The following is a 19,503-nucleotide window of genomic DNA, read 5'->3' on the forward strand; positions in this document are numbered from 1 at the left end:
GGGCCGAACTACGTAGTGACTACGTATTGCCTGGCTCCACCGAGCGACACATCATGACTCTCGGGTGGCCACCCTTCCACAATCCCCCGTAGTCCCCCGCTACAGAAGGGTCCCCGCACACATGCGCAAGTTCGGTGCAGTGATCGCCGCCGCGGCCTTACTGCCGATCCTGGCCGTAAGCCCCGCCGCAGCCGACCCCGACCTCCCCTCCTTCCTCAACACCGCCGACCCCGCCGAGCGCACCTACATCGTCGTCCTGGACGAGAGCGCCGACCCCGAAACCGTCGCCGAACGCCACGGTGACGACCCCCTGGGCGTGTACGAGCACGCCCTGACCGGCTACGCCGCGGACATGACCGCCGCCGACGCCGCCGCACTGCTCCAGGACAGCGACGTGGCCTACGTCCAGGAGGACCAGGTCGTCGAAGCCTTCGACCAGGACATCCCCAACGGCATCGCCCGGGTCTTCGCCCCCGACAACCCCAACCTCCAGATCGACGGCCAGGAGAACTACGTCCCCGACGTGGCCATCGCCGTCCTGGACACCGGGGTCGACGGCAACCACCCCGACCTGAACGTGGTGGACTCGGTCAACTGCACCAGCGGCACCTGTGTGCCCAACAGCGCCACCGACGGCAACGGCCACGGCACCCACGTCGCCGGCAGCGCCGCCGCCATCGACAACGACCTGGGCGTGGTGGGCGTGGCCCCCGGCGCCGACGTGTGGAACGTGCAGGTCCTGACCGCGGGAGGCAGCGGCACCCTCGCCGGGATCGCCGCGGGCGTGGACTACGTCACCGCCAACGCCGGCCAGATCGGCGTGGCCAACATGAGCCTGGGCTGCCAGGGCTGCACCGACCAGGCCCTGACCCAGGCCATCACCAACTCCGTCGCCGAGGGCGTCGCCTACGCCGTGGCCGCGGGCAACAGCGCACGCGACGCGGCCAACTTCTTCCCGGCCAACCACCCCGACGTGCTCACCGTCTCCTCCATGGCCGACTCCGACGGCGCCCCCGGCGGTGTCGGCGGCCCGCTCACCTGCCGCGCCGACCAGGACGACACCCTGTCCACGTTCTCCAACTTCGGCGCCACCATCGACATCGCCGCCCCCGGCTCCTGCATCACCTCCACCATGCCCGGCGGCGGGTACGGCACCATGAGCGGCACGTCCATGGCCGCCCCGCACGCGGCAGGCGGCCTGGCCCTGCTCGCGGTCGGCGACGCCAAGCCCACCGACCGCGCCGGTGTCCTGGCCATCTACGACACCCTGACCAGCGCGGGCAACCACGACTGGAACGACACCTCCGGCGACGGCATCCACGAGCCCCTGCTCGACGTGGGCGACCCCGACGTCTTCCCCGCCGACGGTGAGACCGCCCCGCCCCAGGGCCCGGTCGCCTCACTCGCCCACTCCTGCGACGACACCACCCTGACCTGCTCCTTCGACGGCTCCGGCAGCGCCGGTGAGATCACCGACTGGGCCTGGGAGTTCGGCGACGGCAACGGCGACACCGGCACCACCACCGAGCACACCTACACCGCCGAAGGCGACTACACCGTCACCCTGACCGTCACCGACGACCAGGGCCGCACCGACTCCGCCCAGGCCGAGATCTCCGTGGGCGCCCCCGACCACGTCGCGCCCACCGCCGACTTCAGCGGGACCTGCTACACCTTCTTCTACTTCTGCGAGGTGGACGCCTCCGGCTCCAGCGCCGGGGACGCCCCCATCACCTCCTACCGGTGGGACTTCGGTGACGGCGGTACCGCCAGCGGCTCCAGCGCCTGGCACTTCTACTCCGGACCGGGCACCTACACCATCACCCTGACCGTCACCGACGAGACCGGCGCGACCGGCTCGCTCAGCAAGACCGTCAGGCTGTAGCACCACCCGTAGATAGCCACCACCACACATCCCCCAGCGGCCCCCGCCCGACCCCCTCGGCGCGGGGGCCGCACCCCTGCCACCGGTAAACTCCCCGAACCAGCCGGCCACGCCAGGCGTCTGAGCCGCTGACGAACCATCCCGGCACCCCAGCCGGAGCACGGCACCACCGCGAGGGAGTCCCCCGACCATGTCCCAACGAGCCCTTGGCGTGACCAGCGCGGTCCTCGCGCTGAGCATGGCCCTCAGCTCCTGCGGCCTCATCCGCGACCTGACCTCCGCGGAGGGCGAGGAGGAGAGCCCCACACAAGAGACCGTGGAGGAGGTCTCCGCCGAGGACATCGAACTCCCCTTCGTACGCACGGGCCGCATGTTCGTCGAGGGCGGCAACGACGTAGCCGTCGAGATGACCATCGACGCCCTCGAGCACAACGGCGAATACCTGATGCTCGACCTCAGCCTCAACATCCTGGAGTTCATCACCGGCGAGGAACTCAAGTACGCCGGCGCGCCCCTGCGCCTGGTCGACCCCGTCTCCGGCGAGGTGCTGGAACCCATCACCAGCGAAGAGCACGGCGAGCCCTACGGCACCTACTTCATCGAGGGCAGCAACCTGGACCCCATCCACGAGACCCTGCCCCAGCCCATCCGCCGGTACTTCCCCGCCCCCAGCGAGGACGTGGAGTTCCTGACCCTGACAGGCGCCACCGCCGGCCACGTGCCCGGCACCCCGGTCAGCTACGTCGACGAGTTCACCCCGTTGCCCGAACCCGACGTCCACGACTACATCGACCCCGAAACCTGGGTGATCATCCAGGACCTGCCCGAGGACGAGATCGTCTACCCCGAGACCCCGCCGGAGCCGGGCCTGGAGACCGACGGGTTCGTCATGTCCATGGAGAGCTTCGTGGACAGCCCCACCGCCTCCACCACCCGCGCGGGCGACGAGGAGGTCATCGCCCTGCACGCGGACAACATGTTCGAGTTCGACGAGTCCGACCCCACCGACGAAGCCGTGGACACCATTCAGGAGGCGGCCCAGTCCATGCGGGAGAACCTCGGCGAGGGCACCGAGATCACCATCATCGGCCACACCGACGGCAAGGGCGCGGACGACTACAACCAGGACCTGTCCCAAGAGCGCGCCGAGGCCGTACGCGACCTGCTGAAGGAGGAGCTGGGTACGGACTTCACCCTCAGCACCGAGGGCCGGGGCAGCGACGAACCGGTCGCCGAGGAGGGCGGGGACGACGACGAGGAAGCCCGCGCCCGCAACCGCCGCGTGGAGTTCCAGTACGAGGTCCCCATGTCCGATACCGACTCCGAGGAAGGCGACTCGGGCCTGGACGCGGCCAAGCGCCACGTGGGGCCGCCCGCGCCCTACTTCGAGGAACTGGACCCGTTCACCACGGTCACCCATGAGGACCTGGACCTGAACGTCTACCCGATGGTGCGCGACGGCGCCTACCTGTTCCAGATGGTGGGCTTCCAGAACTCCACCCTGTCCGACCTCGAAGCCGACCTGGAGGGCGACGAGGCCTCCCTGCCCGGCAGCCCCCAGCAGTACACCGAGGGCACCATGGGCGGTTTCCGCCTGGAAGAGCCGGGCAACGGCCTGATCCGCTACGTGATCCGCATCCGCGACGGCGAAGGCGAGTACGAGGACTTCGCCGACGAGATCTTCACCCTCTCCCCGGGCGAGGAGTACCTGGCGCTGTCGGTCTTCCCCGCCCCCGGCCCGGAGGTTGAGGAGATGACCCTGTACGCGGGTGCCTTCGGCGAGATCCCCGGGGTTCCCGTCCAGTAGGTACCACAGCTCCCGTCCGGTAGAGCCAACACGCGGCACAACAAGGGCGGCGCCCGCTCCCTCTCAGGGCAAGGGGCGCCGCCTTCGTCTCGCACCGGAACGCTGTCGGGCAGCGGGTCAGCGCTTGCGGGGCAGGAGGGGAGGCGCCGCCACCGGCCAGGCCTCGGGCAGGCCCCGCCCACACACTGCGCACTCGGCGCGACGGCGCACCGCGTAGGCCGCGGTCGCCACCGCCAGGGCCGCGCCCCACAGCGGCATCGCGCCGAAGGCCACCGCGTGCGAACCCATTCCGGGTTCGACCCCGCCCAGCTGCCAGAACTGCACCAGAACACTGCGCCCCATCCCCACCAGGGCCATCGCCACCAGCGTCGCGGGCAGCACGGCCAAGCTCACCGGCACCCGGCGACCGGACAGCCCCACCATCCACCAGGGGAAGCGCACACCCCACCCCTGGACCAGACCCAGCATGAGCACGGCGCCCAGCACACCGGCCGCCCCCAGTCCCAGCCCGATCATCATCGCGGTCGGGTCCGAGGCGACCGCGGCGAAAGCCTCCTCCGCCATCCCCATGGAGTATCCGAACAGCCACGGCAACCGCAGTGCCGGGTAGAACAGGGCCAGGGCGAAGGCACCGACCACCGCGATCCTGCCCGTGCGCAGCGCCTGCCCCCGCAGCGCGCGTTCGGCGTCGGGGGTCCAGGCCGTGGTGCGTCCGCACCGAACGCATCCGTCGAGTCGCCGCCTGCGGTGGGTCAACGACGCCCACGCCCAGATCCCCGCTCCCGCGGTGAAGTACAGCGTCTGGAGCAGGGGTGCGGACAGGGTCAGGGCGACGTAGTCCACCCCCAGGGCCGGTTCGACCCACACCAGCACCGGCATGGCCAGGCCGTAACCCAACCACACCAGCAGGGTGGAATCGATGTAGGCCAGCAGCAGTACGGCGAACACGGTCCAGGCCGACACCTCCAGCAGGCGCGGCGCGTGAGAACGCGGCAGGAGCAGGGCGATCACCACTCCCAGGGCGCCGACCAGGAAGGTGACCGAGGCAGCCACCCCCAGGTGGTCGGTGGTGAGCAGGGCCCCGAAGGCGCTGGCCTCGGACAACCCCGGGGGGACCACCCCGGTCAGCCAGCCCAACGCCATGCCCAGGGCCGCGGCGGACCAGGCCAGCGCGGCCCCGTAGGGCAGGAACGAGGCGGGCGGGTGGCGGGTACCGGGGGAGTGGTTGCGGCCGCGGGGAGCGGAACGCGGGTCGGCACCCACCGGTCCAGTACCAGCAGCGGAGGTAGCGGACTGTCCAGCAGCAGCTGGGGTGGAACCGGTCGGGTCGGTACTGCGCGGGGCGGACATGAGCGGCTCCTTCACGGGTGGGCGAACCTTCACCTCCACCCTGGCTCCGGAGACCGCCGGGTACCTCCCCAACAGGGGTGGTTCGGCCTCCTCGGCCTCCCCCGCGAGGGGGAACCGGGCCCGCCCCGAGTAGATGCTGTTGGTGTATCCGGTTGGGGGTCCGGGCTGGAGTCACCGTTTCCCAGCGCTCGATGGTTGCCGTCTCCTCCGCGGGCGTCAAGGTCGTCGCCGTCGCGGCTTCGCCGAGTCATCAGGCGCTCCGCCCTGCCCCGTTTCGCTGCGAGGGCGGTGGGCGGCTATCGGGGAACGGGGCAGGAGTGGTCGGGGTGGCGGACGGCCCCCAAGAGGCCCAAAAGCCAACGGCGACTGCCAACTCGGGGCTCGTGTCGCGGCCGCTCACCCGCCCCGACGAACAGCGGCAGCGCGGACACCGCTCCCCAGGCCCAGCGGGGACCCCCTACCCGGCCCGGTGGACAGACCGATCCAAGCCCCGCCCCGGCCGGACCCGGACCGGTTTCGGCCCCTCCTTTCAGCGTGATCTTGCTACCAGGAGCAAGTTCAGCGCTGAACTTGCTCCTGGTAGCAAGATCACCGAGGACCTGACGGTTACGGAAGCAACGGACACCTGCCAGCCCGGGTTTCGGGCGCCTCCACCCACCCCGAGCCCCCGAACCCACTGCCGGAGACCACCCCCGGCCCCCACCCGGATACGCCAACAGCATCCGAGTACTCCGGGCACACGAAGGGGACCGGCGCCCGCAGACGGCGCAAGGCCGGTCCCCGAGTCGGTTCCCGGGTCCGCCAGACTCGCTGGTCACCCCCTGGGCAATCAGGCCTTCTGGGCGTAGGCCTTCTCCAGGGCCGCGGTGAAGACCTCGAGCGGTTGGGCCCCCGAGACACCGAAGGCCCGGTCCATCACGAAGAACGGCACCCCGGTGGCGCCCAGCTGCTGGGCGGTGCGGATGTCGCCTTGGACCTCGGCGGTGTAGGCGTCACCGGTCAGGACGGTGCGGGCCTCCTCGGTGTCCAGGCCGATCTCCCCGGCCAGCTCCACCAGGGTGTCCACGTCGTCCAGGACGCGGGCCTGTACCAGCTGGGCGCGCATCAGGCGCTCATGGGCCTGGTCGCCCAGCCCCTTTTCCTTGGCCAGGTGGGTGAGCCGGTGGGCGTCGAAGGTGTTGACCATGACGGCGTTCTCGAACTCGTAGTGCAGCCCTTCCTGCGCCGCCACCTGCTTGACCTGGTCGGTCATCTGCCTGACCTGGTCGGGGGTGGCGTTCATCTTCTTGGCCAGGGAGTCATAGACCGGCTCGCGAACCCCCCGGGGGAAGGTGGGGTCGAGCTGGAAGCTGCGCCAGAGGAGTTCGACCTCGTCGGCGTGCTCGAAGCTCGCCAGGGCCTTCTCCAGACGCCGCTTGCCGATGTAGCACCACGGGCACACGATGTCGGACCACACTTCGATCTGCACTGCCGTTCCCCTCACAAGCAGATTCCGTCCGAGCACGCGGGTGCGTGCTCGGATCCCAACGCCACCAGGCCCCTGACCGCGGGCAGGGGCTCCTGGCCCCCGCTCGCCTCAGGACCGCCCTCAGGTGCGGGCACCGTCCGCGGTTCCGCATCCCGCGCTCTGTCCGGCTCCGAGCCGTTCACGCTCACCACCGACCCTTACATACATATTGTGCGTAACCCTATGGTCAGTGAGTATGTAGGTAGGAAAGGCCGGCCACAAGGAGGAACTTTCATGTCCGATACGAACACCCATGTTCCCCTGACCGAACGCAAGCTCACCGAGAACCCCGAGGACTGCCCGGTCCGCGAGGTCCTGGACCGGGTCGGGGACAAGTGGAGCGTGCTCATCATCGTCATGCTCGGCCAACGCACCCACCGCTACAGCGAGCTGGACCGCGCCATCGACGGCATCAGCCAGCGCATGCTCACCCTGACCCTGCGCGCCCTGGTCCGGGACGGCCTGGTCGAGCGCACCGTGCACGCCAGCGTCCCGCCGCGAGTGGACTACACGCTGACCGGACTCGGGCACACCCTGTTGGAGCCGCTCACCGCCCTGGACCGCTGGGCCAACGACCACCGCGACGACATCCGGGCCGCCCGGGAACGCCACGACCGCCCCGAACAGGGCTGAGCCGGCCCTGGACCCAGCGCGCCGAACACGGCACGACCCCCGGTGCAACACCGGAGACCGTGTTCCCACTCCCGCCCCCGCTGAGCCGGGATCGCGATGAGAGGCCTCACCGCTCCGGTGGGCGGTGGCGGGCGGCGGTACGCTCCCTGGCCAGGAACAGCAGCTCACGCACCCGCTCGGAGGTCCGCGGACCCGGGTTGAGTACCGCCACCCACCCCTGGGCGGCATAGACCGGGTGCGGCAGGAGGCGGTCCAGCTCGGTGTAGTCGAAGCCCTCGCGGTGCCCGGCATGCGCCGCCGGGGTGTGGCCCACCACCTCCTCGAACAGGGCGCGGCCCACCGCGATGTTGACCCGGAACACCCCGGGCCGATCAAGGTCGGAATCGCTGTCGAAATCCGGGTAGTCCTTGGTCACCAGGGTCGCGAACGGGGTGAAGCCACCGCGCTCACGCGCCCGCCCGTCAGGGTCGTACAGGAAGAAGGAGTCGCCCCAGGCGATCTCGGGCGCCCCACTCTCCCGGCTCGCGGTCATCACGTCCACCTGGCCCATCCCGGCCACGAAGTGGATGATCTCGTCCTCGGTCATCACGCCCCCTCGAAGCGTTCGGGTGTCCGTCCCGGTCACCCCTGCTTCAAGTGTGTCATTGAACTGCTCTGTGAGACTTCTTCCGAGAGTTTCCCTGTGGGGGAGCTTTCTCGAACAGCAACCCTCAAATCCCACCCGAGAACTCAACCAACGAACCCAGGAACACCAGGGCCACCACCGCGACCCGTTCCACACCAGGGGCCGGGCCCCGGCCCCTGCCGAACACCCCGCCCGGGCCGCCGAACCCACCGCCTGAGGGCACAAGGTTGGACAACACACATCCAAACCTGCGCCAAGGACGCGTGTCCTGGTCATCGGGCCGTGCGACACTCACCGCATGGCCGCACCATACCCAGGCCCCTACGGGCCACCACCCCAGATAGACCCTCGTGAGCTGCGCCCCTCCCGTGTCTGGTTCTGGGTGGGCGGCGCACTCATCCCACTCTCGATCATCCTGGGCATCGTGCTGTTCGTGGTGCTGCTGATGCGGGGCCTGGCCCTGCCCGAGTTCGACGCACGCACCCAGGGCACCCAAAGCACGACCTTCACGGTCGACGCCCAGGAACACCCCGAGTCGGGGTGGCTGCTGTACGGCTCACCCCCGAACGTGGACCACACCGCGTGCGCCCTGACCGACCCCGACGACCAGACCCTGACCTTCGCCTACCCCACCTTCAACCACGAGGCGCAAGGGCAGGACGGCGCCTGGGCGATGGTCGGTATGGCCGACCTGACCGAACCGGGCGAGTACACCCTGACCTGCCAGGCCCCCGACAACGTCCGCTTCGGGATCGCCTACGCGGGCGACACCACCGGCAACATCGCCACCGGCGTGCTCGGAGCTCTGGGCTCCCTGCTGTTCATCCCGTTCCTGGGTGTGGTGGGCGGCATCATCCTGATCATCGTCACGGCGGTGCGCCGGAGCCGTCACCGCCAACAGCTCACCAACGAACGCACCACCCAGGGCCCGCCGCCCGGGCAGCACCCCGGCCCCTATCCCGGCCCCTACCCCGGCCAGCAGCAGCCGCCCCCGCCGGGCGGCTACCCGGGCCAACCGCCCCACCCGCCGCCGGGCGGCCCGCCCTCGGGCCCGCAGGGCCCGGGATCACCACCGGGCCCCGGCCCTCAGCACACCTGACCGGCACGAGCACCTGACCCTCAGCGCACGCACACACCAGGCGCGGGCGCCAAGGCACATCATCAGGGGGCGGCGGCCAGCGCCCAGCCGGGCAGTGGCTCGGTGCGCCCGGACCACTCCCGGGGGATCGCCCCCTCAGGCAGCCCCGCCCCCAGGATGCCCGCCACGATCGCGCAGGTGGTGTCCATGTCCCCGCCCGGGGCCACCGTGGCCCACAACGCCGCGGCCAGCCCCGACCGGTACCGGGCCACCGCCCACAACGCGAAGGGCACCGTGTCCAGGGCGCTGACCCCGGACCCGTTGCCCAGCTCCGCGGCCACCCCCAGCGGGTTGGAGGTGATCAGCAGAGCCCGGGCGTCGCGCACCGCCTCACGCACCCGCCCCTGGGGCAGGTGCTCCACCACCCGGTCCAGGAACGATCCGGCGCCCATCGTCTCGCGCCGCGCCACCAAGGCCGCGGCCACCGCCACCGCGACGGCACCGTCCACCGCCTCGGGGTGGGTGTGGGTGACGCGCGCGCTCACAGCGGCCTGCTCCACCACCTCGTCCAGGTCCTCGGCGTACCAGGCACCCAACGGAGCCACCCGCATCGCCGCCCCGTTACCGAAGGAGCCCGACCCCTCGAACAGCTCCGAGGCCAACGACCGCCAGTCACCGCCCTCACGCACCAGCCGCAGCATCCGACCGGTCGCGGGCCCGTACCCGCGGTCGAAGTCGTGGTGGCGGGCGAAGGAAGCCGCCAGGCGATCGGGGTCCACGGCCCCGCCGCGCACGACCTCGGCATAGACCGACGCCGCCATCTCGGTGTCGTCGGTCCACTGCCACGGGCCGGGCGGCAGCTCCCGCCCGGTCAGGAAAGAGCGGTTGTCAGGGACGAAGAACTGGGAGCCGAAGGCATCACCCACGGCCAGAGCGGACAGGGAGGCAAGAGCGCGCACCGGGCGCGCGATGTCGATGGTGTGCATATCGCCTCCCATCCTGGACAACCCGACCCCGACTGTCCATGCCCCAGGCCCCGCCCGCGAACACCCTCCCGACCCTCCACCCCGCAACCCCTCGGCACCACAGACCGGGCACCCACTCCACACCACCCTCCACCGATCACGCGTTTTTCACCTGCGGTGACAGCACAACGAAACATCCCCGACACCTACCCCCAACTCACGGGTAACACCCTGCCGGTTACCTGAAAAGCGTCCGACCCCGCAGCCCGCAGGAGGAGCCGCCCCATGGAAGAACTCGTCGTCATCGGCAACGGCATGGTCGGCCACCGGCTCGTCGAGGCCCTCCGCGACCGCGACACCGCCCACCACTGGCACATCACCGTGGTGGGCGAGGAACCCCGCACCGCCTACGACCGCGTCGCCCTGTCCACCTACCTCGACGGCGCCAGCGCCCAGGACCTGTCCCTGGGCGACCTGCGCGGCCCCGGCGTGGACGTGCACGTGTCCGAACAGGCCACCGCCATCGACCGCGCCGCACGCACCGTCACCACCGCCTCCGGCCGCGTCCTGCCCTACGACCGCCTGGTCCTGGCCACCGGATCCACCCCCTTCGTGCCCCCCATCCCCGGCCACGACCTGCCCGGCTGCCACGTCTACCGCACCATCGAGGACCTGGACGACCTGACCGCCGACGCCGAGAACGCCAAGACCGGCGTGGTCATCGGCGGCGGACTCCTCGGACTGGAAGCGGCCAACGCCCTGCGCCTGCTGGGTGTGAGCGCCCACGTCGTCGAACTCGCACCCCACCTGATGCCCGCCCAGATCGACCAGGGCGCCGGAGCCCTGCTGCAGAACCTGGTCACCGACCTGGGCGTGAACGTGCACACCGGCACCGCCTCCACCGCCGTCCAAGCAGGCCCCGACGGTCGCGCCGCCCGCCTGGCCCTGGCCGACGGCAACCACCTGGACGCCGACATGGTCGTCTTCTCCGTGGGCATCCGCCCCCGCGACGACCTGGCCCGCGGCGCCGGACTCACCGTGGGCGAACGCGGCGGCATCGTCATCGACGACACCTGCACCACCAGCGACGCCCACATCCACGCCATCGGCGAAGCCGCCCACCACCGCGGCACCGTCTACGGACTCATCGCCCCCGGCAACGCCATGGCCGAGGTCCTGGCCGACCGACTTGTGGGCGGAGCGGCCACCTTCACCGGCGCCGACACCTCCACCAAACTCAAACTCCTGGGCGTGGACGTGGCCAGCTTCGGCGACGCCCACGGCCGCACCCCCGGCGCCCTGGACGTGGTCGTCAACGACGCCGCCAGCGGCCGCTACGCCAAACTCGTCCTCTCCGACGACGCCACCACCCTGCTGGGCGGCATCCTGGTCGGCGACGCCTCCGCCTACGCCACCCTGCGCCCCCTGGTCGGCTCGCCCCTGCCCGGCGCCCCCCTGGCCCTGATCACCCCCGACGGCGAAGGGCTCAGCGCCGACGCCTTGCCCGACTCCGCACAGATCTGCTCGTGCAACGCCGTCACCAAGGGCGAGGTCAGCGAGGCCATCGCCTGCGGCGCCCACGACGTGGCCGAACTCAAGTCCTGCACCCGGGCCGGCACCAGCTGCGGCTCGTGCGTGCCCATGCTCAAGCAGATCCTCACCCAGGCCGGCATCACCCAGTCCAAGGCCCTGTGCGAACACTTCACCCAGTCGCGCACCGAACTACTGGAGATCATCCGCGCCACCGGCACCACGACCTTCTCCGCGCTGATCGACGCACACGGCACCGGACACGGCTGCGACATCTGCAAGCCCGCGGTGGCCTCGATCCTGGCCTCCCTGGGCGGCGGCCACATCCTGGACGGGGAGAGCGCCACCCTGCAGGACACCAACGACCGCTACCTGGCCAACCTGCAGCGCAACGGCACCTACTCGGTGGTGCCGCGCATCCCCGGCGGCGAGATCACCCCCGACAAGCTCATCGTGATCGGCGAGGTCGCCCGCGACTTCGACCTCTACACCAAGATCACCGGCGGCCAGCGCATCGACCTGTTCGGCGCCCGCCTGGAACAGCTGCCCGCCATCTGGACCCGCCTGGTCGAGGCCGGGTTCGAGTCCGGCCACGCCTACGGAAAGTCCCTGCGCACGGTGAAGTCGTGTGTGGGCACCACCTGGTGCCGCTACGGCGTCCAGGACTCCGTCGGACTGGCCATCCGCCTGGAGGAGCGCTACCGGGGCCTGCGCTCACCCCACAAACTCAAGTCCGCCGTCTCCGGGTGCGCCCGTGAGTGCGCCGAGGCCCGCGGCAAGGACTTCGGCATCATCGCCACCGAGACCGGCTGGAACCTGTACGTGGGAGGCAACGGCGGCTTCACCCCTCGCCACGCCCAGCTGCTCGCCGGTGACCTGGACGAGGACACCCTCATCCGCTACATCGACCGCTTCCTGATGTTCTACATCCGCACCGCCGACCGCCTCCAGCGCACCGCGCCCTGGATCGAGGCCATGGAGGGCGGCCTGGACCACCTGCGCGAGGTCGTGGTCAACGACAGCCTGGGCATCGCCCAGGAACTGGAGGAAGCCATGGCCCAGCACGTGGACTCCTACACCGACGAATGGGCGGCCGTGCTGAACGACCCCGACAAGCTCGCCCGCTTCGAGTCCTTCACCAACGCCCCCACCACCCCCGACCCCACCATCAGCTTCACCACCACCCGCGACCAGCCCGTGCCCGGCGCCCCCACCCCACTGGGCATGCCCACCCCCCGCACCAGCAAGGAGAGCACCCGATGAGCGTCCTCGCCCACACCACCACCCAGGAGTCGAGCGAAACCACCACCGGCTGGATCCACGCCTGCCCCCAGCACCGCCTCGAACCCGGCATCGGCCTGGCCGTCCTACTGCCCGACGGCCACCAGGTCGCCCTCTTCACCACCCGCGACCACCACCTGTACGCCGTGGACAACCTCGACCCGCACACCGGCGCCACCGTCATCTCCCGCGGCATCGTCGGCGACCGCGCCGGAGAACCCACCGTGGCCTCACCCATGCTCAAGCACGTGTTCTCCCTGACCACCGGCCAGAGCCTGGACACCCCCGACGTGCGCCTGAACACCTGGCCGGTACGCGTGGACGGCGAGAACGTACAGATCGCCACCACCCCGCACCCCACCCAGAACGCTTCCGACCCCGCCCAGAGCACCACACGCGCCGAACAGGGGACCCCATGACCACTGCCGTGCCCGCCTCACCGACCACCAGCGAGGCCACCACCGCACCCCTGGCCGGGTTCACCGTCGCCGTCACCGCCGCCCGCCGCGCCGAGGAACTCACCGCCCTGCTCCACCGCAAGGGCGCCCAGGTCATCGCCGCACCCGCCCTGCGCATCGTCCCCTTGAGCGACGACCAACGCCTGGCCTCGGTCTCCGAACAACTCACCCGCACCCCCGCCGACGTCGTCATCGCCACCACCGGCATCGGCTTCCGCGGCTGGGTCGAGGCCTGCGAAACCTGGGGCATGGCCGAACCCCTCCTGACCAGCATGAAATCCTCACGCCTGCTCGCCCGCGGCCCCAAAGCCAAAGGCGCCATCCGCGCCGCCGGACTCAACGAGGAATGGTCCCCACCCTCAGAATCCTCCGCCGAAGTCCTGGACTACCTCCTCGAACACGGCGTCCAAGGCCTACGCGTGGCCATCCAACTCCACGGCGAACCCCTACCCGACTTCACCGCCGCCCTACGCCTGGCCGGAGCCGAAGTCATCGAGGTCCCTGTCTACCGCTGGACCCAACCCGAACAGACCGAACCCCTGGACCGCCTCATCGAGGCCGTCACCACCGGGGGAGTGGACGCCGTCACCTTCACCAGCGCCCCGGCCGCCGCCGGACTCCTCGCCCGCGCCCACACCACCGGCCAACAACACGCCCTCATCGGCGCCCTGCGCGGCCACGTGCTCTGCCTGTGCGTGGGACCGGTCACCGCACGCCCCCTGATGGCCCACGACATCCCCACCGTGTGGCCCGACCGCGCACGCATCGGCGCCCAGGTCCGCAAACTCACCGAAGAACTCCCCGCCCGCTTCCCCACCCTCAACGTGGCCGGACACCGCCTACGGCTGCGCGGCCACGCCGTCCTGGTCGACGGCACCGTCCACACCCTCTCGCCCACCCTGATGCGCCTGATGCGCGCCCTGGCCCACCGCCCCGGCCAGGTCCGCGACCGCGCCCACCTGCTCACCTGCCTGGGCGAGGACGCCGACGCCCACGCCGTCGAAACGGCCGTGGCCCGTCTGCGCACCGCCCTGGGCGACCCCAAGATCATCCAAACGGTCGTCAAACGCGGCTACCGCCTGGCCCTGGACTCCCACCCATGCTGAACCCCACCCTGCTGCTGGTCATGCACGGCACCCGCTCACCCCGCGGCACCGCCATCGCCCACTCCCTGGCCCTGCGCGTGGCCGAGGTGACCCACCGCCCCACCCGCCTGGCCTTCGCCGACGTCACCCACCCCAACGTCACCGAGGTCGCCGCCGAAACCCCCGGCCCTTTGGTCGTGGTGCCCGCCTTCCTGGCCTCGGGCTACCACGTACGCACCGACATCCCCGACCAACTCCTCCAGGCGGGCCGCACCGACGCCGTCATCACCCCGGCCCTGGGCGAGCACCCCGCCCTGCTGGCCACCGCCCTACGCCGCCTCACCCAGGCCGGGTACCAGAGCGGCGACGCCCTGATCCTGGCGTGCGCGGGCACCTCCGACCCCCACGCCCAGGCCGAACTCGACCAGGCCGCCCAGCGCCTGTCCCAACGCACGGGCGAGCCCGTCCACCTGGCCTACGCCGCCACCAGCACCCCTTCGGTGGCCGACAAGGTCGCCGAACTCCGCGCTGCGGGCCATCGCCGCGTCAGCGTGGCCACCTGGCTGCTGGCACCGGGCCTGTTCCACGACCGTCTCAAGGAATCGGGCGCCGACGCGGTCGCCGCGCCCCTGTGCCCGGACCGGGCCGTGGCCCACGCGGTGGCCGACCGCTACCTGCGCGCCGCTGTTCCCCAGCCCGCCCGTACCTGAGCGCGGCCTTGCCGCAGGCGTGTATCCGCTGCGGGTCACCACCCCCGGAGGGGGGAGGGTCGCGCAGGCCCATCAAGCCCTTAGGGCATCAGGGCTGACGTACCTTCGGCTGATCGAGTTATCGGCCAGTCAGGATTTCCGGGATCCCGAGATCGCGACAAAGCCAGATGTGCGTGAGTCTGCACGGGCAGGGCTCGTCACAAAGCCTTCGGGGTGGGGCGCTCTCTGCTTCAGCGCCAAGGCGTGGGGCCTGGTCCAGGGCGCTCTCATGCCGGGAGCCCGCTGCGGGGGAGCAGCGGGCTTCGGTGGGTCCGGCTGGGGGAGCGGGTTGCCCGCACCTATCCAGGTGTGGAGGTCCTCGAAGGCGTGGTCGGCGGCGCGCAGGCAGCTGTCGCTGGTCACTGGGTTGGTGGAGAGTGGCAGGGTCACCTTGCAGCTGATCCCCATGGACACACCCCCACACCCCGGGACCTCTGGTCCCTTTAAGCTGATCACCACGAAGTCTCTCCCGGATGTCATGTTTGCCGAAAGCGCCCGTGAGGGCCAGATCGTCACCAACACCACGGAGACAGCGAACTGGCGGATGCAGTTCGCCGCCCTGCAGAGCGCGGCGATGGGGCCTGAAGCCACCTTGACGAGGCTGAAGGCGGAGCTTAGGAAGTTGGACGATGAGTAAATCCACCTGGCACAAGAGCACCTACTCCGACGGTGGGGCCAACTGTGTGGAGGCTCGGCAGGGCGCTGCTGGTGCGGATGTGCGTGACACCCAGAACCGCGAGGCCGGGCATCTGAGCTTCGCTTCGCAGGAGTGGGCGGCTCTGCTCTGCGGGGTGCGTTCCCAGGCCCGTTGACCTCAGATCCCCCGACGGCCCTTCGTTTCGACGGAGGGCCTTTTTTGTGGGAAAAGGGAGCTTTCGCAAAACGGGCCAAGTGGGGTGAGTTTCGCTTTTTGGGTTTGCGGGTTGTTCTTCGGATCTCTCTCGTGTGCGGATTTGAGAGAAAACCCTGCGAACTCTTGTTCGCCTCGCTAGGTTGGATCGCGTCCAGAAAAAAACCCGACCCGGTGCTGACAACACCTGGTCGGGTTGTGGCCGACGCCTGCGCAAACAGGTTTGTCGACTGAGCCACGCCCTGCTTAGCCCAGGAAGGCGACTCGTCGTGGAGTCTACCCTCACGCACCCCTCAAGCACATCCGAAACTCCGAATCCGATCGGGTTCTCTCCGTCCCGCAAGCGTCCCCCTGGTGCGTTCAAGGGGATCGGGTTCATCCTCGCCATCTGGGTTCAGCAGATCTTCAGCAAGGGTCTACTGCCCTCGCTGCGCTCGCTGGCGGCGCTGATGGCCATCGCCAACGCGGTCGACGCCGACGGCCGGTGGTGTTTCTTCTTCCTGGAGAACCTGGCCCAACGCTGCGGCAAGCTGAGCGTCAGCAGTCTCAAGCGCGGCATCGAGGACTTGGTCGAGGCGGGTATCGTCCGCAAGCTCACGCGCTCGGAGACCATCGATTTCTTCGCCGAGGACATCAAGCGCGGCCGCTCTGTGTATCAGCTGCCGTGTGTGCTGGAGCTTCTCATCCCGGCTGAGGACTACCCCGAGTTGGTGCTCGCAGACATCAACGCCTGCCGCGCCAAACTGGGGGAGGAACCTCTCAACGCGCACAATCGACCCTCGTTGAAGCGCACCGGCACCCCAGCTCAGATTGGTCGGGCCCCCAGTTCAGATTGGTCTACAGACTCTTCCCCTGGGGACTGTTCTGATACCGAGGCGGATGGTTCCGTCCGTGGCACCTCAAGCACAGGAGAGCAAACCCGACAAAAGCCCAGGGGTGGCCTCTTCGGGATTATTGATCGAATTCCGAACATATTTTTGGCCAACCCGGTGGCGGACCGGGAGCGGTTGGCGCTGGCGGTGGAAAAGCTCCTGCGCCAGGGGTTGGGTGAGGCCGAGGTGCGGGCGCTGCTGTGGGGGATGGAGCGGTTGCGGCGCCCCTTCCCGGCGCTGATGCGGCGGCTGTGCGACATGAGCGCCGCGCATCGCTACCTGAGCGGCGCTCTGGGCCGAGGCGTCCACGGACCAAGCCTGCCCACCCCGTCATGGCCGGTGCTGGGCCAGAGCGCCCCGGACACCCAGCCGGAGCAGTTCCCGGTGGACCACCAGGGCAAGGCCACCGGCACCTGCCCCGAGCACAAGAGCACGCGCAACGTCCCCGGTGGCACCTGCTCGATCTGCGGGCGGCTGTGCCGATCGGAGCCCGGCCAGCTCCTGCCCGAAGCCGTGGCGGAACTCAACGCATCACCCCCGGGCGTGTTGCTGCCAAAGCCCCCGGAGCCCGCCCCACCAGAGGATGCCGCCTTGGACCCGCAGACGTTGGGACGCATGGCCGTCTCCCTGAACGGCACCGGGAGCACCCCTGCCGAGGAGCCGGTCCTCAAGGGCGGCCTGTGGCTCCGCGCCGGCTCGGAGCTGGCGCCCAACGCCCAAGTCCTGGCTGCCTGGGCCCGGGAGCGGATCAAGCAGGCCCCCAAGCCCACCGCCCCCGACGCCCCCGCAGGAGAGCCAGTTATCCACAGCCCTGCCCGCCCACCGTGGCGGCACGGGCGAGTTTTGGTGTCTTCCTGATATCGGGGCAAGCTCCGTTTGCGCCCACCTCAGCATGCCCCCAAGCGCCCCGCCAGCCCGGCGTGCGGGTGGAAAACAGGTGCACGCACCCGTTTCAGGGCAACGGACACAGGAACATGGTCGACAGATCCGCCTCCGGCCAGGGCCTGGTCGCTCACCTGCTGGTCTGGGTCGAGAGCAGGGCCAGCGCCCAGCACCACACCTGGGTGCGCCTGGACCGTGTGTCCACCAACCACCGCCTGCGCGCCTACGACGAACAACGCCGCTACCACCCGCGCGAGCAGGTCACTTTCGGCCCGGATTCCACCGGGCACCCGGTCACCCGATACGAGAAACCCTTGCCGTAGGAGACCCAGCGGGCCGGTGGACACTGCCCCTACCCCAGCACGTGGGGTTCCTGTCCTGCCCACAGTGCCAGAGCGCTTGACCGAGGGGGTGTGACGGGCGGGCGGTGCCCGCTGAGACCGCCGAGTGCACATGTATGGCCACAATCGGCAACAATCAACCATTCGCGGGCAAAATCCACCTCTGCTGGGAAGACCACCGGTGAGCCCGGCCCGGCCCCGCTCCGGTCGGCCCGCCCCCACCCGGTCCCACCCCCTTCACAGAGGACAGCCGTGCTCTCAGCACCCACCCCCTCGCGCCCTGTCGAAGAGCCCACCCACGACCGCGCCGTCGGCGCCCTGCTGGGCGCGGTGGCCGCCGCTGCCCTGGTCGGCGCCCCCACCGCCCTGTCCCACCGTTTCACCACCACCGCCCTCGCACCGGCCACCCCCGGTCGGGGCGCTCGGGGCGAAGCCGCGCTGCTGGCCCACCTGACCCGCACCGCTCTGACCACCACCCCTGCCAGCGCCCCGAGGACCAACGCGGCCGCCACCGCGCCCCTCACCCCGGCCCACGATCCCGCTGCCGGTGTGGCCGATCCGGTGCACCGTGCCTGGGTGCGGGTGCTGGGCTCGCTGGTGGCGACCGGGGCTGCGCCCACCACCGAACCCGAGCTGGAGCACACCACCAACGACGACCCTCTGGGCGCCTCCTGGCAGGCCCTGACCCGCACCCCCGAGCCCGCGCACGATCCCGCGCAGAGCTCTTTTGCTTGCGCGCACCTGGTGGAGGCCGTCTGGTCGGCCTACCACGCCTGCGGTGACCTGGCCGCGATGTACGCCGGAGCCCTGGCCGGGGCGCGGTGGGGGTGCTCGGCCCTTCCCCTGCAGGCCCTGCGCAGGCTGAGTGAACACACCGATCCCCACGCGCTGACCAGCGCCGCCCTGGTCGCGTTGCAGGGCCCTCATCCCGATCGGTGGCCCCAGCGGCCCATCCGGGACCGGCCCGGACAGCGCCTGCCGCCCTTCGCCGTGCCCCACCCGTTGGACCCCCAGGTGCTGCTCGGAAACCTGGACTACCTGCGCACCCACCCGGGCAGTGTGGACGCGGCCGTCTCGCTGTGCCGCACCCACCCCAGCGACGCACCCCACCTGGCCGGACCGGACTGGGTTCGGGTGTGGCTGCACGACACCCCCGGCAAGAACTCCAACCTGCACTTCACCCTGGACGAGGCCGCCGCGGCGGTGGCGGGTCTGCGGGCGGAGGGCAAGCGGGTACTGCTGCACTGCTGGGCGGGTGCCTCGCGCACCCCGGCCGTGGCCGCCCGCTATGCCAGCGCCGCCCTGGGAGCGCCGCCCCTGGCCAGCATGACCACACTCATCCACGCGGTGGGCGGGCACCTGGACAACCCCACCCTGTCCAGGGCGGTGGCCGAGCTCAGCGGTCTGGAACTGCCCGATCCGGCGGCGGCCCTGTTCCCCCAAGGGCTTCCCCCGCGCCGCCCTGAGCTGCGCAAAGTCAAGGTCAGCGGGTGACAAGTTACACAAAGCGGCACTTTCCGGTACCGTTACTCTCGCGTTACCCCTAGGCTCTGCGCTCAGACCCCGTGCGATGCCACCGGCGGTCCCACCTCCGGCGCGCCCGGC

General features: G+C 70.4%; 17 protein-coding genes. 13 read left to right on the top strand and 4 right to left on the bottom strand.

Annotated elements, in window-relative coordinates:
• Window positions 1-121: 121 nt before the first annotated feature.
• Both NE857_RS17180 and NE857_RS17185 read left to right on the top strand, forming a co-directional pair.
• Entirely contained in the window at window positions 122-1,885 is a 1,764-nt protein-coding gene (locus NE857_RS17180; protein ID WP_254416684.1) for a S8 family serine peptidase, read from the top strand.
• Window positions 1,886-2,075: 190 nt separating this feature from the next.
• On the top strand, window positions 2,076-3,692 hold the full coding sequence (locus tag NE857_RS17185; protein ID WP_254416685.1) for an OmpA family protein: 1,617 nt from the start codon (window positions 2,076-2,078) through the stop codon (window positions 3,690-3,692).
• Between the two features lie 117 nt (window positions 3,693-3,809).
• Here the strand turns inward: NE857_RS17185 and NE857_RS17190 are convergent, their stop codons facing one another.
• Window positions 3,810-5,042: a hypothetical protein gene (locus NE857_RS17190; protein WP_254416686.1), complete on the bottom strand. Its 1,233-nt coding sequence runs from the start codon at window positions 5,040-5,042 to the stop codon at window positions 3,810-3,812.
• An 829-nt stretch (window positions 5,043-5,871) separates the two neighbouring features.
• Complete coding sequence (locus NE857_RS17195; protein ID WP_254416687.1) at window positions 5,872-6,510, bottom strand: DsbA family oxidoreductase; 639 nt, start codon at window positions 6,508-6,510, stop codon at window positions 5,872-5,874.
• 273 nt (window positions 6,511-6,783) lie between these two features.
• Here NE857_RS17195 and NE857_RS17200 point away from each other — a divergent pair, with 273 nt between their 5' ends.
• Complete coding sequence (locus NE857_RS17200; protein WP_254416688.1) at window positions 6,784-7,182, top strand: winged helix-turn-helix transcriptional regulator; 399 nt, start codon at window positions 6,784-6,786, stop codon at window positions 7,180-7,182.
• Between the two features lie 106 nt (window positions 7,183-7,288).
• Here NE857_RS17200 and NE857_RS17205 read toward each other — a convergent pair whose 3' ends face one another.
• A complete protein-coding gene (locus NE857_RS17205) occupies window positions 7,289-7,768 on the bottom strand; it encodes a DUF6194 family protein (RefSeq protein WP_254416689.1) in 480 nt (159 codons plus the stop codon).
• A 337-nt stretch (window positions 7,769-8,105) separates the two neighbouring features.
• Here NE857_RS17205 and NE857_RS17210 point away from each other — a divergent pair, with 337 nt between their 5' ends.
• Window positions 8,106-8,906: a hypothetical protein gene (locus NE857_RS17210; RefSeq protein WP_254416690.1), complete on the top strand. Its 801-nt coding sequence runs from the start codon at window positions 8,106-8,108 to the stop codon at window positions 8,904-8,906.
• Between the two features lie 62 nt (window positions 8,907-8,968).
• Here NE857_RS17210 and NE857_RS17215 read toward each other — a convergent pair whose 3' ends face one another.
• A complete protein-coding gene (locus NE857_RS17215) occupies window positions 8,969-9,871 on the bottom strand; it encodes an ADP-ribosylglycohydrolase family protein (protein WP_254416691.1) in 903 nt (300 codons plus the stop codon).
• A 264-nt stretch (window positions 9,872-10,135) separates the two neighbouring features.
• On the opposite strand from NE857_RS17215, the gene nirB reads away from it, so the two are divergent.
• The 9 genes from nirB (at window position 10,136) to NE857_RS17260 (ending at window position 19,392) form a co-directional block, all read left to right on the top strand.
• Window positions 10,136-12,643, top strand: a complete 2,508-nt coding sequence (gene nirB, locus NE857_RS17220) for a nitrite reductase large subunit NirB (protein WP_254416692.1) — start codon at window positions 10,136-10,138, stop codon at window positions 12,641-12,643.
• The gene (gene nirD / locus NE857_RS17225) at window positions 12,640-13,080 is read left to right on the top strand and encodes a nitrite reductase small subunit NirD (protein ID WP_254416693.1); all 441 of its coding nucleotides are present in this window, start codon (window positions 12,640-12,642) and stop codon (window positions 13,078-13,080) included. The genes nirB and nirD overlap by 4 nt, the downstream gene beginning before the upstream one ends.
• Window positions 13,077-14,225 carry a uroporphyrinogen-III synthase gene (locus NE857_RS17230; RefSeq protein ID WP_254416694.1) on the top strand — a complete coding sequence of 383 codons (1,149 nt, stop codon included), beginning with the start codon at window positions 13,077-13,079 and terminating at the stop codon, window positions 14,223-14,225. The genes nirD and NE857_RS17230 overlap by 4 nt, the downstream gene beginning before the upstream one ends.
• The gene (locus NE857_RS17235; RefSeq protein ID WP_254416695.1) at window positions 14,219-14,914 is read left to right on the top strand and encodes a sirohydrochlorin chelatase; all 696 of its coding nucleotides are present in this window, start codon (window positions 14,219-14,221) and stop codon (window positions 14,912-14,914) included. The genes NE857_RS17230 and NE857_RS17235 overlap by 7 nt, the downstream gene beginning before the upstream one ends.
• Before the next feature lie 328 nt (window positions 14,915-15,242).
• Window positions 15,243-15,590, top strand: a complete 348-nt coding sequence (locus NE857_RS17240; protein WP_254416696.1) for a Scr1 family TA system antitoxin-like transcriptional regulator — start codon at window positions 15,243-15,245, stop codon at window positions 15,588-15,590.
• On the top strand, window positions 15,583-15,765 hold the full coding sequence (locus NE857_RS17245; protein ID WP_254416697.1) for a DUF397 domain-containing protein: 183 nt from the start codon (window positions 15,583-15,585) through the stop codon (window positions 15,763-15,765). The genes NE857_RS17240 and NE857_RS17245 overlap by 8 nt, the downstream gene beginning before the upstream one ends.
• Window positions 15,766-16,072: 307 nt before the next feature.
• The gene (locus NE857_RS17250) at window positions 16,073-17,533 is read left to right on the top strand and encodes a helix-turn-helix domain-containing protein (protein WP_254416698.1); all 1,461 of its coding nucleotides are present in this window, start codon (window positions 16,073-16,075) and stop codon (window positions 17,531-17,533) included.
• 116 nt (window positions 17,534-17,649) lie between these two features.
• On the top strand, window positions 17,650-17,880 hold the full coding sequence (locus tag NE857_RS17255; protein ID WP_254416699.1) for a hypothetical protein: 231 nt from the start codon (window positions 17,650-17,652) through the stop codon (window positions 17,878-17,880).
• Window positions 17,881-18,150: 270 nt separating this feature from the next.
• Complete coding sequence (locus NE857_RS17260; protein WP_254416700.1) at window positions 18,151-19,392, top strand: protein-tyrosine phosphatase family protein; 1,242 nt, start codon at window positions 18,151-18,153, stop codon at window positions 19,390-19,392.
• Window positions 19,393-19,503: the final 111 nt, after the last annotated feature.

Source organism: Nocardiopsis exhalans (assembly GCF_024134545.1).
Lineage (GTDB): Bacteria > Actinomycetota > Actinomycetes > Streptosporangiales > Streptosporangiaceae > Nocardiopsis > Nocardiopsis exhalans.

Excerpts from the sequence above, each read along its gene's own strand:
- NE857_RS17180 (WP_254416684.1), top strand. The coding sequence starts at position 122 with ATGCGCAAGTTCGGTGCAGTGATCGCCGCCGCGGCCTTACTGCCGATC.
- NE857_RS17185 (WP_254416685.1), top strand. The coding sequence starts at position 2,076 with ATGTCCCAACGAGCCCTTGGCGTGACCAGCGCGGTCCTCGCGCTGAGC.
- NE857_RS17190 (WP_254416686.1), bottom strand. The coding sequence starts at position 5,042 with ATGTCCGCCCCGCGCAGTACCGACCCGACCGGTTCCACCCCAGCTGCT.
- NE857_RS17255 (WP_254416699.1), top strand. The coding sequence starts at position 17,650 with ATGGTCGACAGATCCGCCTCCGGCCAGGGCCTGGTCGCTCACCTGCTG.
- nirD (WP_254416693.1), top strand. The coding sequence starts at position 12,640 with ATGAGCGTCCTCGCCCACACCACCACCCAGGAGTCGAGCGAAACCACC.
- nirB (WP_254416692.1), top strand. The coding sequence starts at position 10,136 with ATGGAAGAACTCGTCGTCATCGGCAACGGCATGGTCGGCCACCGGCTC.
- NE857_RS17230 (WP_254416694.1), top strand. The coding sequence starts at position 13,077 with ATGACCACTGCCGTGCCCGCCTCACCGACCACCAGCGAGGCCACCACC.
- NE857_RS17245 (WP_254416697.1), top strand. The coding sequence starts at position 15,583 with ATGAGTAAATCCACCTGGCACAAGAGCACCTACTCCGACGGTGGGGCC.
- NE857_RS17205 (WP_254416689.1), bottom strand. The coding sequence starts at position 7,768 with ATGACCGAGGACGAGATCATCCACTTCGTGGCCGGGATGGGCCAGGTG.
- NE857_RS17215 (WP_254416691.1), bottom strand. The coding sequence starts at position 9,871 with ATGCACACCATCGACATCGCGCGCCCGGTGCGCGCTCTTGCCTCCCTG.
- NE857_RS17210 (WP_254416690.1), top strand. The coding sequence starts at position 8,106 with ATGGCCGCACCATACCCAGGCCCCTACGGGCCACCACCCCAGATAGAC.
- NE857_RS17235 (WP_254416695.1), top strand. The coding sequence starts at position 14,219 with ATGCTGAACCCCACCCTGCTGCTGGTCATGCACGGCACCCGCTCACCC.
- NE857_RS17200 (WP_254416688.1), top strand. The coding sequence starts at position 6,784 with ATGTCCGATACGAACACCCATGTTCCCCTGACCGAACGCAAGCTCACC.